Source organism: Roseomonas sp. F4 (genome assembly GCF_053891155.1).
Map to the genome: position 1 here is coordinate 1,000,456 of NZ_JBSSHK010000002.1, position 13,394 is coordinate 1,013,849.

The window sequence follows — 13,394 nt, forward strand, 5'->3', positions numbered from 1 at the left end:
ACCGGGCGGGGCCCTGTGCCCCGCCCGACTTTTTTTGCGCTGCCGCATCGCCGATGCAACCGGTCAGGCCTCATCCCGTTAGCTGGGCAGCCGCTGGATTCGCCTGGCAAGGCGCCCACGGCATCTCACCCGCGCCGATTGGGGGCCAGAATTGCAACGCCGAACCGCCCTTGCCGCCCTCGCTGCCTCCGCCCTGTTCCTGCGCGACACGGGGGAGGAGGTGGAGGCTCAGCCTGCCGTCCAGGCGGCGGGCCAGCCGTTCAACGACGGAACTGTACGCGATCTGGCGCGCGATCTGGCGAAGCGTGACTATCGCGCACCGCCCTCAAACCTGCCGCGCGCCTTCACCGATCTCAGCTATGACGACTATCGCACGCTGCGCTTTGACCCGCAGCGCAGCATGTGGCGCGGCCAGGATCTGGGCTTCCAGGTGCAGTTGTTCCATCGCGGCTTTCTCTACGCCCAGAAGGTCGAGATGTATGAGGTGGTGGAGCGCCAGGCGCGGCTCATCCCCTACGACCCGACCGCCTTCACGCTGGGCGACCGCGCGCCGCCGGATGCCGAGTTCGGCTATGCGGGCTTCCGCATCCACAATCCGCTGAACACCCAGGGCGTCTTCGACGAGCTGTGTTCCTTCATCGGCGCCTCCTATTTCCGGGCGGTTGGGCGCGGGTTGCTCTACGGGCTTTCGGCACGCGGCCTCGCCATCAAGACGGCCGATCCGGCGGGCGAGGAATTCCCGGTGTTCCGCGCCTTCTGGCTGGAACGCCCGCATGCCGGCGCGAATTCCGTGGTGGTCCATGCGCTGCTCGACAGCCCCAGCGTCGCCGCCGCCTTCCGCTTCACCATCCGCCCCGGCGACCACACCGTCTTCGATGTGCAGGCGACCATGTTCCCGCGCGTGGAGGTGACCGCCGCAGGCATCGCGCCGCTGACCAGCATGTTCTTCTTCGCGCCCAATGACCGGGAGGGTGTGAACGACTACCGCAATGCCGTGCATGACTCCGACGGGCTGATGATCGCGACCTCCCGCGGCGAGCAGCTCTGGCGGCCGCTGCACAATCCGCGCGACCTGCAGGTCAGCGAATTCGCCGAGGTCAATCCACGCGGCTTCGGGCTGATGCAGCGCCGGCGCGACTACCTCGGCTACAACGACCTGGAGGCGGTCTATGAGCGCCGTCCGAGCCTTTGGGTGGAGCCGATCTCCGACTGGGGGCCCGGTCGCGTCCAGCTCGTGGAAATCCCGACCGATGGCGAGATCCACGACAATATCGTGGCCTTTTGGCGGCCGGAGCAGCCGATGCGGGCCGGCCAGGAATACAATTTCGTCTATCGTTTGCACTGGATGCCGGTCTATCCCGGCAACCGGGAGCTGGCGCAGTTCACCGAAACGCGGCTGGGTGCCGCGGGGCGCAGCGGGCGGCTGTTCGTGCTGGATGTCGCGGGCGGCAAGGCCGGTGAGGTGCCTCCGGATGTGACGCCGAAGTTGGAGCTGTCGAACGGCGCCGGCGAAATCCGAAATCCGGTGGTGCAGCGCAACCCGCAGAATGGCGGCTGGCGGGTGCATTTCGAACTGGTGCCCGGCTCCGCCCGGCTGGTCGAGCTGCGGGCGGTGCTGAAGATCGGTGACACCCCGCTGACCGAGACCTGGCTTTATCGATGGACGGCGTGATCGAAGCCTCGCCGCAGGCGTGGCGCGCGCTGCCCGAGCCCGCACCGCTGGAGATGCCGGTGCAGTCGTTGCGCCGGATGCCGGAGCCCGGTCCCACAAGCCGCCCTTCCGCACCCCGGGGCATGGCATGGCGCCGCCTATTTGTGCTCGGCGGGTCTGTGCTGCTGACCGCCTTCGCGGCGCGTGAGATGGGGCTGGCGCTGGATATCAGCCGCCCTACCGCCTTGCAGGTCATCCTGCTGCTGCTGTTCATCGCCTTGTTCGGCTGGATCGCGCTGTCCTTCATCAGCGCGCTTTGCGGCTTTGGCAGCCTGCTGGCGGGTGGCGGCCGGCGCCTGGGCATCGACCCCGCCGCGCCGCTGCCGGAGCTCACCAGCCGCACCGCCTTGTTGATGCCGGTCTATAACGAGCCCCCCGAACGGGTGATGGCCGGCCTCCAGGCGATCCATGAAAGCCTGGCCGCCACCGGGCGCGGCGCCCATTTCGACATCTTCATCCTGAGCGATACCACGGACCCGGATGCCTGGGTGACGGAGGAAGCCGCCTTCCTGGCGCTGCGGGAGCGCACCGGCGACCACGACCACATCTTCTACCGCCGCCGCCCCAAGAACACGGAGCGCAAGGCCGGCAATATCGCCGAATGGGTGCAGCGTTTCGGCGCCGCCTATCCGCAGATGCTGGTGCTGGACGCCGACAGCGTGATGGAAGGCGATGCATTGGTCCGCCTGGCCGCGGCGATGGAAGGCCATGAGGACGTCGGCCTGATCCAGACCCTGCCGGTGATCGTCGGCGGCAGGTCCTTTTTCGCTCGGATGCAGCAATTCGCCGGCCGGGTCTATGGACCGATGATCGCCGCGGGCATCGCCTGGTGGCATGGGGCCGAGGGCAATTACTGGGGCCACAACGCGATCATCCGCACCCGCGCTTTCGCCACCCATGCCGGGCTGCCGACGCTGCGCGGCCCGAAGCCCTTCGGCGGGCACATCCTGAGCCACGACTTCGTGGAGGCCGCGCTGCTGCGACGCGCCGGCTGGGCGGTGCATATGGTGCCCACCTTGCAGGGCAGCTACGAGGAAAGCCCGCCCTCGCTGACCGACCTCGCGGTGCGCGACCGGCGCTGGTGCCAGGGCAATCTTCAGCATGCGGCGGTGCTGCCGGCGCGCGGGCTGCATCCGATCAGCCGGCTGCATCTGTTCACCGGCATCGGCAGCTACATCACCGCCCCTCTCTGGCTGCTGTTCCTGGTGGTCGGTGTCTTCGGCGCGCTGGAAGTGCGCTTCGTCCGACCGAACTACTTTCCCTCCGGCCCCTCGCTGTTCCCGGACTGGCCGGTGGTGGACCCGGTGCGGGCGATGTGGCTGTTCATCGGCACCATGGCACTGCTTCTGGTGCCTAAGGTCCTCGCCTGGCTGCTGATGCTGCGCCGCCGGCAGGACCGGCAGGGGATGGGCGGCCCGGTGCGATCGCTGCTGTCGATGCTGGTGGAGACGGTGGTGGCGGGTTTGCTTGCGCCGGTGACGATGCTGACGCAGAGCGCCGACGTCGTCTCCATCCTCATGGGCCGTGACTCCGGCTGGCAGCCGCAGCAGCGCGACGATGGATCGCTGCCGCTGCGTGCGGTGGTGCGACTTTACTGGAAGCACACGCTGTTCGGCCTGCTGTTCGGCATCGCCTCCTGGCTCGTCTCGCCCTATCTGGCGCTCTGGATGCTGCCGGTGACGCTGGGTCTCGCTTTGGCGGTTCCGCTGGCGGCCTGGACGGCGCGCGGTACCACGATGCTGCGGCGGGCTGGCATTCTGGCGATTCCGGAGGAGGCGCGGCCGCCCGCCGTGCTGTCGCGTGCCAATGCCATCCGGCGCGACTTGCAGGCGACGGCGGAACCCTTGGAAGCGGTGCGGCGGCTCTCCACCGATCCAGCCCTGCATCAGGCCCATGCCCGGATGCTGCCCGCGCCGCGCCGCCCCCGCCTCGACCCGCTGGACGCGAACCTGCTGCTCGGTCGCGCCAAGGTGGCGGAGGCGGAGACGCTGGAGGAGGCGCTTGCGGCGCTGAACCGGGCGGAAAAGGCCGCGCTGCTCGCCGATGCCGAGGGCCTGGCGTGGCTGCTGGATCTGGCTCGTGGCCAGCGGGCGGATGCGCCGCGCCCGATGGCGGCAGTGCTGGGCTGAATTTCGAAGATCAGCCCAGCAGGTCGCGCATATCCTCGACCAGCCGATCCAGCAGGCCTTCGACCTCCGTGCCCGGCATCTGGTCGTGGAACACCTCATATTCGATGGCGCCGCGATAGCCCGCCGCGTCCAGGGCGCGCAGGAACAGGACCAGGTCGGCCGGTCCCGTCGCCAGTTCCGCGCGTCGGGCCGGACCGCCATCGGGCGGCACGATGACGCCGCAGATCTGCACCACCTCCAGCCGCCCAACCTCGTCGGCCAGTGTCGCCTCCAGATCGGCATCCCACCAGGAATGGAAGAAGTCGACGGTCAGGCCGACCTCCACATGACGCGCCGCCAGGCGGCGCGCATCGGAAAGTTGGTTGATGCAGCCCTTGGTGCCGAGGCCATTGGGATGCATCGGCTCCAGAGCCAGTCGCGCGCCCGCGGCGGCGGCGCGTCGCGCCAGCTCCGCAAGGCCTTCGGCCGCCCGCGCCCTGGCGTCGCGCAGGCTTGGCGCGGCGCCGGCCACCGCCGCGTGCAGCGTGCCGCCGAGGATGACGTTGATGGGCGCGGCCAGCTCCGCCGCCGCGGCGAATAGCAGGTCGTCCAGCGCAGCCTGGCCGCGCCGGGCCTCGGCGTCGGCATGCAGCACATAGCCCGTGCTGTTCAGGGAGGTGCACGCCAGGTCATGCGCGCGCAGCAGCCGCGCCAGGGCCGGGGCGGGCATGGCCGTCAGCGCCCGCGCGGTGAGACCGACGCCACCCAGCCCGCGCGCGGCGGCCAGGGCGCAGAACCGCGCGATGTCGCAATCGGGCGGTGCCATGTAGAAATTGGCCGATAGGCGCCGGAGCAAGGCCGCCGTCATGTCCATCGCCTCCACCAGTCCCCGGCGCAACACGGCCGTCCTCGTCACCCGTCTAGCGCGGCCTGGCCTGGCATGGCGAGGTGCCGGCCGCTTGGCAGGCACGCGGAATCGGCGCCCAATCGCGAGGTCGCCGCCGGGCTTGCGTCTTGGCCGCTGGAGAAGGTGTGGGAATGACGGAACGCACAGCCTGGCGGCGGATCGGCATGCTGATCCCCTCCTCCAACACCTCGATCGAGCGCGAATACCCGGCTCATATGCCGCCGGATCTATCCTTCCACTTCGCGCGCCTGACCATGACGCGGCTGGATGCGGCGGGCATGGCGGAACAGCTGGCCGATCTCCGGCGGGCTGTGGGCAGCCTCGCCGATGCGCGGGTGGATGCCATCCTGCTGTGCCAGACGGCGGCGAGCTACTGGATGGGGCGCGACTGGGACGCGTCGATCCGCGCCGACATGTCGGCCTGGGCCGGCGTGCCCGCCCTGACCGCGGCCCAGACGGTGGAGGAAGCGCTGGCCGCCCTCGGCGTCACACGGGTCGGCTTCGCCGCGCCCTTCCCGCCGGAGATCGGCCAGGCCAGCCTGGACTATCTGCGCGCCTGCGGGATCGCCGTGGTGGCGACCCGATTTGGCGGCCTGCGCGACAATTTCGCCATCGCCGAAATCCACGCCGAGGCCATCATCGAGATGGCTTGCGCCGCCGACCATCCGGAGGCTCAGGCGGTGCTGATGCCGGGCGGCAACATGCCCTGCCTGGGCGTTGCCGAGGCGATCGAGGCGCGGATCGGCAAGCCGGTGATCTCCACCAACCAGGCCGGCATGTGGCGGCTGCTGGAGGAGTTTCGCCGGACGGACCGCCTTCAGGGCGTGGGCACCCTGCTGCGGGACAGGCCGGCGCGGCGAAGGTAGCTGCCCCGTCAGCGTGCCTTGCCGAAAGCGCCGTCCTGACGGGCCTGGGCGATGTCCTGCTCCCCAAGGCCGATTTCGCGCAGGATCTCGGCCGTGTGCTCGCCCACTGAAGGCGGCGGGCGGCGCACCTCGACGGGGCTGGCGGTCAGGGTGAAGGGCGGCGCCACGCCGTGCTCGGCATGGCCATCCCGCTGCCAGTGCAGCACCGCGCCGGCGGCCTCCAATTGCGGATGGTCAGCCGCCTGGCCCACATCATGCACCCGCGCGACATTCACCTTGGCCGCGCCCAGGCGCCGCAGGATTTCGTCGCAGGACAGGGATCGCGTCACCTCCGTGAGCGTCGCCAGCAGCGGCGCCCGGTTGGTGCGGCGATCCATCGCCGTCAGGTATTCCGGCCGTTCCAGCCGTTCCGGGTCCAGCGCGCGGGCCAGGCGGCGCCACATGTCGTCGCTGGGGGCGATGATCACCACGTCGCCATCGGCCGCGGGGAAGACCTGGTTCGGCACGGTCAGGTGGTTCGCCGTGCCCATGCGCCGGTGCTCGGTCCGCGCCAGCCACCAGTCGGTGTAGAAATAGCTCATCAGATGCGCCGAGGATTGCAGCAGGGAGGAGGTGACCTTCTGACCCTCCCCGGTCTTCCCCCGATGCAGCAGCGCGGCGAGGATGGCGCTGACCATGCCGAGGCTGCCATGCAGGTCGATCCCCGCAGTGCCGACGCGCACGGGCGGCCGGTCCGGCTCCCCGGTCAGGTGCATCAGCCCGCTATGGGCCTGCAACGCCACGTCATTGGCGCCGAAGTCGCGCAGGGGCCCGGACTCGCCATAGGCCGAGAAGCCGCAATGGATCAGCCGCGGGTTCACTGCCCGCAAATCCTCCCAGCCCAGGCACCATTTCTCCATCGCGCCGGGCCGAAAATTGTGCACCAGCACATCGGCGCTTTCCGCCAGCCGCCGAGCCAGAGCCAGGCCGGCGGGGGATTTCAGGTCCAGCGCGATGCTGCGCTTGTTGCGGTTCAGGGCCAGGAAGGACGGGCTGGCGCCGAGCCGGGCCAGAACCTCCGCCGTCACGCCGAAGCCGCGCGCCTCGTCGCCGCCGCCCGGCTCCTCCACCTTGGTCACTTCGGCACCGAGGTCGCCCAGGATCTGGGTCGCCGCGGGGCCGGCAAAGACGCGGCTGAAATCCAGCACGCGCACGCCATCCAGCACACCGGTCATGCGAGGCTCAGGCCACGTTCACGGCGGCGGTGCCGACGGTGACGAGCTTGCCCGCCCCATCCTCCGCCCAGACCTTCAGCGCCAGGCGCCGGCCGCCCTGCGGCAGGGCCTGCGCGCCTTCCACCCGCAGCACGCAGGTGATCGGCACATCCTCATAGACCGGGGCGACGAACTTGGTCAGCAGCGCGCCGGGGTCTTCCAGCACCTGGGTGCCGAAGCTGCGCAGCAGCAGGTCCAGGATCCAGTTGGTGGAGATCATGCCGTCCGAGATGATGCCCGGCAGGCCCTGGCCCTTCGCATAGTCGTCGTCGTCATGAATGGTGGGCACGCTGAAATGCACGCGCCCGTCATTCGCCTCCACTGTCGGCAGGGCATCGACGTACCAGCGCATGCGCTCCCGCGTCATCAGCCGGGGGGCGGAGCGAATCTCGTCGCCTTCGCGCAGCTGCATCACGCGGCATCCTTTGCGGCTTCGCGGTAGGACAGGCAGACGGTGTCGCGGTATTCGACCAGCAGGCGGTGGCTCGCCTTGTCATGCATGGTGATGTCCACATCCATGAATTCGCGCCCGCGCTTCATGTAGCGGCTGCGCACCACGCCTTCCACGACCAGCGCCTGCCCGGCGCGCACCGCCGCATGCCAGCGCACGTCGAAGGTGAAATGCACCCGGGCATTCGGCCCGCAGCCACCCGGGCAGTACAGCGTGTAGAAGCGCAGCTTCTCCAGATGCGCCATGCTGGGCGGCACGATGGGATTCGCCTCGTCCTGGAAGCAGGGCTGGTGCAGCTCGTTCGCGTGGCAGTATTCGCGCACCTGGAAGGGGCTGATCACGACATCCACCGGCCCGAGCCGGTCACCTTCCTCGAGGTCGCTGGTGTAGCGGCCGGTTGCCATCCTATTCCCCCTTGAAGACGGGCTTGCGTTTCTCGACGAAGGCGCGCTGCGCCTCCTTCGCATCGGCGGTGTGGGAAAGCCCTTCCGTTACCGTCTGTTCGAAGCGATAGGCCTCGCGATAGGGCATGCTCTCCACCACGTTGAAGGACCGCTTGATCTCCCGCACCGCCAGCGGGCTTTTCGCCGCGATCTCCTGCGCCATTTCCAGCGCGGCGGGCAGCAGCGCTTCCGCCGGCAGCACCGCCTCGATCAGGCCGAGGCGGTACAGCTCGGCCGCCGGGACCTTGCGGCCCGTGAAATACATGGCGCGCGCCTTGGAGCGGCCAAAATGCTCGGAGAGCAGCTTGGTGCCGCCGGCCAGCCCCACATCGATCTCCGGCATCTGCACCCAGCAGGTCTCGGAGGCGAACATCACGTCGCAGGACAGCATCAGCGCGAAGCCGGCGCCGATCGCCGGGCCGTTGGCGGCGCAGATCACCGGCTTCAGGCAATCCATCGGCGCGTAGAAGAATTCCCGAGTCAGCCGGTTGTGGGAGATGTAGTCGCCCGGCTCCTGCACCAGGCCCACACGCTCCTTGATATCGGCGCCGGCGGAGAAGCTGTTGCCCGCGCCGGTCAGCACCACGCAGCGCACGTCGCGCCGGTCGCTGCAGCTGTCGAGGATCCAGGTCAGCTCCTCCCGCAGCCGGCGGTTCTGCGCATTCACCGGCGGGCGGTCGAGGGTGACGGTGGCGATACCTTCGGCCACCGTCAGGCGGCAGGTCTGCAAATCCATGCGGCTCAATCCAGTTTCACGGCGGCGCGCTCGATCACCGCGCGCCATTTGGCGCGGCCGTCGGTGATGACCTGCGCCAGTTCTTCCGGCGTGCCGCCGGAGGCCGCCATGCCCATCTCGCGGAATCGCTCGCGAATGCGGGGCAGGGCCAGCACCTCGTTGAAGGCGGCGTTCAGCCGCTGCACCACGGGCGCGGGCATGCCGGCCGGGCCAAGCATGTAGAGCAGCGTGGTGCCCTCATAGCCCGGAAGCGTTTCGGCGATGGCGGGGATCTCCGGGTGATCCTCCAGCGGCCGCTCGGTCGAGATGCCCAGCACGCGCAGGCTGCCCGAACGCACCGCCGGGATCATCGCGGCAAAACTGTCCAGACTGGCCTGCACCCGGCCGGCCATCAGATCGGCCAAGGCCTGGCCGGAGCTGCGATAGGGCACGTGGGTCATCCGCGTGCCGCTCATGCTCATGAACAGCTCCATCGCCAGATGGCTGGAACTGCCGGGGCCGGTGGAGGAGAAGCTCAGCCGGTCCGGATTGGCGCGGGCATGGGCGATGAACTCCGCCACGTTCCGCACGGGCAGGGAAGGATGCACCACCAGGATGTTTGGCAGATAGGCGATATGCACCAGCGGCGTGAAGCCGCGTTCCGCATCATAGGGCAGGTTGCTGTAGAGGAAGGGATTGGTCATCTGCACGCCCGGGGTGCAGATGATGATGGTGTGGCCGTCCGGTGGCTGCTGGGCGACATGGGCGGCGCCGACGGAGGCCGCCTGGCCGGGCCGGTTTTCCACCACCATTGGCTGGCCGAGGCGGGGCGAGAGTTCCTCCGCCAGCAGCCGCGCCACGATGTCGCTGCCGCCGGCAGGGGCGAAGGGGACCACGAAGCGGATCGGCCGGCTGGGAAAGGGTGCATTGCCTTGGGCCAAGGCCGGCGCAGCCAGCATCAGGCCAGCCCCCATTCCGAGCAGCGTGCGGCGTGTCGCCTGCATCCGTTTCTTCTCCCGATCCATGTTGCCGGGAGTCTTGCGGCGCGCCGGCGGTGCGGACAACGCCCAGCGGATGAGCAGCATCCTTGCTCTGGATGCAACGCCGGGATGGCCGCAGGCGCCTTTCATCCTTTCATCTGGCGCAAGGATGCCGTGCTGCGGAGTGACGTTCACCTGCCGCCACGCGATGCCTAACGTCGCCGCAATCCGGCCGCGCAACGGCATGGGACAAAGGGGGAAGCGTAGATGCGCAAGCTGAGCCGCAGGCAGGCTTTTCACTTGGCGGGCACGGCCACCGCCCTGCTGGCCAGTCCCGCCCTGGCGCAGCCCCGCTGGCCGGACCGGCCGATCCGCATCGTCGTGCCCTATCCTCCCGGTGGCTCCACCGACCCGGTGGCGCGGCTGCTGGCCACCGTCCTGCAAAGCCGCCTCGGCCAGCCCGTGGTGGTGGAGAACCGTGCCGGCGCGGCGGGCTCCATCGGCACGGAGGCGGTGGCGCGCGCGGCACCGGATGGCACCACCTTCCTGTTCCATACCTCCGTCCTGGCGACCGAGCCGAGCTTCAAGCAGAACCTGCCCTATGACGTGCTGACCGACCTGGTGCCGGTCTCCCTGCTCGTCAGCGGGCCCTATCTGCTGGTGGTCAATCCCGGCCTGCCGGCGCGGGATGTAGGGCAGCTGATCGCTTTCGCCCGCGCCAATCCCGGCAAGATGAACTTCGGCTCCGCCGGCACCGGCTCCTCCGGCCATCTGATCGGGGAGCTCTTCGCGCTGCGGGCCGGCGCACAGATGGTGCATGTGCCCTATCGCGGCGGCGGGCCTTCCGTGACCGCCCTGATGCAGAACGACATCCAGTTCATCTTCGACACCATCCCCGGCTCCCGCGGCCTGGTGGAGGATGGGCGGCTGCGCGCGCTGGCCGTGACCAGCGCGCAGCGGGCGCCGCTGCTGCCGCAGGTGCCGACCGTCACCGAAAGCGGCCTGCCGGACTTCTCCAACGAGTTCTGGCTCGGCCTGATGGCGCCCGCGCGGCTGCCGCTGGAGATCCAGACACGCATGGCGGAGGCGGTGCAGGGTGCCCTCGCCGAGCCCGCCTTCCGCGACCGGTTGCTGGCGCTGGGCATGGTGCCGCGCGGGCTGGGGCCGGACGAATTCGCCACCACGCTGCGCCGCGACATCGCCGAATGGCGGGATGTCATCACGCGCGCCAACATCCGCGCCGAATAGGCTGGGGAAACAGGACCATGCAACGCATCACCCTTCCGCGCCGCGGCCTGCTGCTGGGCAGTCTTGCGGGCGCCATCGCCGCAAGCAGCCACGGCGCCGCCGCCGCCGTAGCCCGCGCGACAAACCAGGCCCCCGGCTTCTACAGGCACCGTGTCGGCGAGATCGAGGTGACGGCGCTGCTCGATGGCAATCTCGCCTTTCCGGATGCGGCGCTGCCGAATCTGTTCCGCAACTACGACGCGGCCACCGGCAACCGGCTGAAGGCCGAAGCCTTCGACCCGCCCGGCGGCGTGCCCCTGGCGGTGAACGCTTTCCTGGTGAACACCGGCACGCGGCTGATCCTGGTGGATGCCGGCGCGGCCGCGGCGCTCGGCCCGACCCTTGGCCAAATCCCGGCGAATCTGCGGGCCGCGGGGGTGGCGCTGGAGGATATCGACGCGATCGTGCTGACCCATCTGCACCGCGACCACGCCGCCGGCCTGCTGACGGCCGAGGGCACCGCGCTGTTCCCGCGCGGCGAGCTGCTGGTGGCGGAGGCGGAGGCCGCCTACTGGTCCGATAGCGGGGAGGAAACCCGCGCCCCGGCGCCGCTGCGCCCCTTCTTCGGCCCGGCCCGCGCCGTGCTGGCCGCCTATGGCAGCCGGGTGCGCCGCATCGGGCTGGAGACGGAGGTGGCGCCGGGTGTCCGCACCCTCGCCATTCCGGGCCATACGCCGGGTCATCTCGGCGTGCATGTCGCCTCGGGCGGCGCGCAGTTCCTGATGTGGGGCGACGTGGTGCACACGCAGTCGCTGCAATTCGCCCGGCCAGACTGGTCGATCTCCTTCGACTCCGACCCCGACCTCGCGGCCCGCACGCGCAGCCGCATCTTCGATATGGCGGCGACGGACCGCATCGTGGTCGCCGGCTCGCACCTCGCCTTCCCAGCCATCGGCCATGTCGCGCGGCGCAGCGAGGGCTACGGCTTCGTCCCCGCCATGTGGCGTTCGCCGCTTTGAGCCTGGACGAGGCCGAAAAGGATCGGCTCAAGGCGGAGGTGATCGCGGCACGGCGCTACTGGGCGCCGTTCCACGAAGGTCTGCTGCAACACGACCCCGCCTTCCTCGAAGCCTATCTGGCCTTCCTGCACGGCCCGTGGCGCAGCGGCGCGCTGCCGGCGAAGGTCCGCGAATTCGTCTATATCGCCGCCGACCTGTCCTGCGCGCATCTCTACGAGCGCGGCGCCAAGCGGCACATGGAATTCGCGCTGGAAGCCGGCGCCACGCCGGCCGAGATCCTTCAGGTGATCGAGCTGACCAGCGCGCTCGGCACCTGGACCGCGCGCAGCGGCCTGGCGATGCTGGGGGAGGAAGTGGCCCGCGCCGGCCGCCAGGCGCCGCTGCCGGTCGCCGCGGACCATCTGGCCGCGCTGCGCCAGCGCTTCGAGCCGCTGCTGGGCGAATGGCCGGCGGAGGTGGAAACGCTGCTCTCTGTCGCGCCTGCCTATGTCGAGGCCTATCTGCTGTTCCTGACCAGCCCGCGTCGCACCGGGCCGCTGGAGCGCAAGGTGGTGGAGTTCATCGGCCTCGCCGTCGCGGCCTCCCCCGCCACACTTTACGAGCCCGGCATGCGCTTCCACATCCGCCGTGCCTTGGCGGAGGGCGCGACGCGGGAGGAGTTGGCGGAGGTGCTGCAACTGGCGGGCGCCATCTCCATCCATTCCTGCTCCATCGGCATCCCCGCGCTGATGTCGCTGCTGGAGCAGCCGGGTTAGCGTTCGGCGCTTCGAAAAGTGTCGACCAGAAAATCGATGAAGACCCGGATGCGGGCCGAAAGGTGGCGGCTGCGCTGGTAGACGGCGAAGACGCCGTTCTCGAATTCCAGATGGCTGGCGCGGTGGTCCGCGAACAGCCGCACCAGGCGGCCGGCGCGGATATCCTCCCGCACCGACCAGTCGGGCATCAGCACCACGCCGATGCCGGCCAGCGCCGCGGCATGCAGCGCCGGCCCATTGTCGGTGGTCAGGCTGCCGGAGACCGGCACCTCCACCGGCGGACCCTCCGCATGCGCGAAGCGCCAGACGGAACGGCCCATGCCGAGGCGATAGGTCAGGCAGTTCTGCTGTGCGAGATCGGCCGGTGACAGGATCGGCGGACGGGCGGCGAGGTAGGCGGGCGCGGCGCAGACCACCCTTTCGCTGGTGGCCAGGCGCCGGGCTATCAGGGCGCTTTCGGTCAGCTTGCCGATGCGGATATCGACATCGACGTTCCGCTCCGCCAGGTCGATTGGGTGGTTCGACATGGCCAGTTCCACCGAGATCTGCGGATAGGCCTGCAGGAACCGCGGCAGGTTCGGCATCAGCACCAGCGTGCCGACGAGCAGGCGGGAATGCACCCGCAACAGGCCGGAGGGCTGCTGTTCCCGCTGGCTGACCTCTGCCTGCATCTCCTCGATCTGGTGCAGGATGTTCTCGGCGTGGCGCAGGTAGATCTCGCCGGTACCGGTCAGGGTCATGCTGCGGCTGGTGCGGTTCAGCAGCCGGGCGCCGAGCTGTTCCTCCAGCGCCGTGATCTGGCGGGAGACGGAAGCCGGGGAAAGCCCCAGCTTGCGCCCGGCGGCGGAAAGGCTGCCGTGGTGCGCGACCGCGGCGAACAGGCTCATCGTGCGCAACGTTTCCATGGTCCGGCCGGGTTTCTTTTCATTCCCTGCACAGATTGGTAGCGGCCCGGCCAT

At 69.6% G+C, this 13,394-nt stretch carries 13 protein-coding genes; 6 read left to right on the plus strand and 7 right to left on the minus strand.

Annotation, left to right across the window (positions count from 1 at the left end):
• Positions 1–151: 151 nt before the first annotated feature.
• Both ACVFYP_RS12185 and mdoH read left to right on the plus strand, forming a co-directional pair.
• Positions 152–1,672 carry an OpgD/OpgG family glucan biosynthesis protein gene (locus ACVFYP_RS12185; protein WP_499200437.1) on the plus strand — a complete coding sequence of 507 codons (1,521 nt, stop codon included), beginning with the start codon at positions 152–154 and terminating at the stop codon, positions 1,670–1,672.
• Positions 1,660–3,840 carry a glucans biosynthesis glucosyltransferase MdoH gene (gene mdoH, locus ACVFYP_RS12190; RefSeq protein ID WP_499200438.1) on the plus strand — a complete coding sequence of 727 codons (2,181 nt, stop codon included), beginning with the start codon at positions 1,660–1,662 and terminating at the stop codon, positions 3,838–3,840. Before ACVFYP_RS12185 ends, mdoH begins: the two co-directional genes overlap by 13 nt.
• Positions 3,841–3,850: 10 nt before the next feature.
• On the opposite strand, the gene ACVFYP_RS12195 is transcribed toward mdoH, so the two are convergent.
• Positions 3,851–4,720 (minus strand): sugar phosphate isomerase/epimerase family protein, encoded by an 870-nt coding sequence (locus tag ACVFYP_RS12195; RefSeq protein ID WP_499200439.1) that lies wholly within the window; start codon positions 4,718–4,720, stop codon positions 3,851–3,853.
• A gap of 137 nt (positions 4,721–4,857) precedes the next feature.
• Between ACVFYP_RS12195 and ACVFYP_RS12200 the strand changes: the two genes are divergently transcribed.
• The gene (locus ACVFYP_RS12200; RefSeq protein ID WP_499200440.1) at positions 4,858–5,592 is read left to right on the plus strand and encodes a maleate cis-trans isomerase family protein; all 735 of its coding nucleotides are present in this window, start codon (positions 4,858–4,860) and stop codon (positions 5,590–5,592) included.
• Between the two features lie 8 nt (positions 5,593–5,600).
• On the opposite strand, the gene ACVFYP_RS12205 is transcribed toward ACVFYP_RS12200, so the two are convergent.
• Genes ACVFYP_RS12205 through ACVFYP_RS12225 form a run of 5 tightly spaced genes read right to left on the minus strand, consistent with a single transcriptional unit; the run spans position 5,601 to position 9,458 of the window.
• Complete coding sequence (locus tag ACVFYP_RS12205) at positions 5,601–6,806, minus strand: CaiB/BaiF CoA transferase family protein (protein WP_499200441.1); 1,206 nt, start codon at positions 6,804–6,806, stop codon at positions 5,601–5,603.
• Between the two features lie 7 nt (positions 6,807–6,813).
• On the minus strand, positions 6,814–7,257 hold the full coding sequence (locus ACVFYP_RS12210; RefSeq protein WP_499200442.1) for a MaoC family dehydratase: 444 nt from the start codon (positions 7,255–7,257) through the stop codon (positions 6,814–6,816).
• On the minus strand, positions 7,257–7,700 hold the full coding sequence (locus tag ACVFYP_RS12215) for a hypothetical protein (RefSeq protein ID WP_499200443.1): 444 nt from the start codon (positions 7,698–7,700) through the stop codon (positions 7,257–7,259). The genes ACVFYP_RS12210 and ACVFYP_RS12215 overlap by 1 nt, the downstream gene beginning before the upstream one ends.
• A gap of 1 nt (position 7,701) precedes the next feature.
• The gene (locus ACVFYP_RS12220) at positions 7,702–8,475 is read right to left on the minus strand and encodes an enoyl-CoA hydratase/isomerase family protein (RefSeq protein WP_499200444.1); all 774 of its coding nucleotides are present in this window, start codon (positions 8,473–8,475) and stop codon (positions 7,702–7,704) included.
• Between the two features lie 5 nt (positions 8,476–8,480).
• A complete protein-coding gene (locus tag ACVFYP_RS12225; protein WP_499200445.1) occupies positions 8,481–9,458 on the minus strand; it encodes a Bug family tripartite tricarboxylate transporter substrate binding protein in 978 nt (325 codons plus the stop codon).
• A 243-nt stretch (positions 9,459–9,701) separates the two neighbouring features.
• Here ACVFYP_RS12225 and ACVFYP_RS12230 point away from each other — a divergent pair, with 243 nt between their 5' ends.
• From ACVFYP_RS12230 to ACVFYP_RS12240, 3 genes are read left to right on the plus strand one after another with little or no spacing between them, the layout of a single operon-like run.
• Positions 9,702–10,682 (plus strand): Bug family tripartite tricarboxylate transporter substrate binding protein, encoded by a 981-nt coding sequence (locus ACVFYP_RS12230; protein WP_499200446.1) that lies wholly within the window; start codon positions 9,702–9,704, stop codon positions 10,680–10,682.
• Between the two features lie 17 nt (positions 10,683–10,699).
• Positions 10,700–11,680: an MBL fold metallo-hydrolase gene (locus ACVFYP_RS12235; RefSeq protein WP_499200447.1), complete on the plus strand. Its 981-nt coding sequence runs from the start codon at positions 10,700–10,702 to the stop codon at positions 11,678–11,680.
• On the plus strand, positions 11,677–12,435 hold the full coding sequence (locus ACVFYP_RS12240; RefSeq protein WP_499200448.1) for a carboxymuconolactone decarboxylase family protein: 759 nt from the start codon (positions 11,677–11,679) through the stop codon (positions 12,433–12,435). Before ACVFYP_RS12235 ends, ACVFYP_RS12240 begins: the two co-directional genes overlap by 4 nt.
• Here the strand turns inward: ACVFYP_RS12240 and ACVFYP_RS12245 are convergent.
• Positions 12,432–13,322 (minus strand): LysR family transcriptional regulator, encoded by an 891-nt coding sequence (locus tag ACVFYP_RS12245; RefSeq protein ID WP_499200449.1) that lies wholly within the window; start codon positions 13,320–13,322, stop codon positions 12,432–12,434. The genes ACVFYP_RS12240 and ACVFYP_RS12245 overlap by 4 nt on opposite strands.
• Between the last annotated feature and the right edge of the window lie 72 nt (positions 13,323–13,394).

Bases quoted from the DNA above. Each gene is read 5' to 3' on its own strand.
- mdoH (WP_499200438.1), top strand. From the start codon at position 1,660: ATGGACGGCGTGATCGAAGCCTCGCCGCAGGCGTGGCGCGCGCTGCCC.
- ACVFYP_RS12200 (WP_499200440.1), top strand. From the start codon at position 4,858: ATGACGGAACGCACAGCCTGGCGGCGGATCGGCATGCTGATCCCCTCC.
- ACVFYP_RS12205 (WP_499200441.1), bottom strand. From the start codon at position 6,806: ATGACCGGTGTGCTGGATGGCGTGCGCGTGCTGGATTTCAGCCGCGTC.
- ACVFYP_RS12210 (WP_499200442.1), bottom strand. From the start codon at position 7,257: ATGCAGCTGCGCGAAGGCGACGAGATTCGCTCCGCCCCCCGGCTGATG.
- ACVFYP_RS12215 (WP_499200443.1), bottom strand. From the start codon at position 7,700: ATGGCAACCGGCCGCTACACCAGCGACCTCGAGGAAGGTGACCGGCTC.
- ACVFYP_RS12220 (WP_499200444.1), bottom strand. From the start codon at position 8,475: ATGGATTTGCAGACCTGCCGCCTGACGGTGGCCGAAGGTATCGCCACC.
- ACVFYP_RS12225 (WP_499200445.1), bottom strand. From the start codon at position 9,458: ATGCAGGCGACACGCCGCACGCTGCTCGGAATGGGGGCTGGCCTGATG.
- ACVFYP_RS12230 (WP_499200446.1), top strand. From the start codon at position 9,702: ATGCGCAAGCTGAGCCGCAGGCAGGCTTTTCACTTGGCGGGCACGGCC.
- ACVFYP_RS12235 (WP_499200447.1), top strand. From the start codon at position 10,700: ATGCAACGCATCACCCTTCCGCGCCGCGGCCTGCTGCTGGGCAGTCTT.
- ACVFYP_RS12245 (WP_499200449.1), bottom strand. From the start codon at position 13,322: ATGAGCCTGTTCGCCGCGGTCGCGCACCACGGCAGCCTTTCCGCCGCC.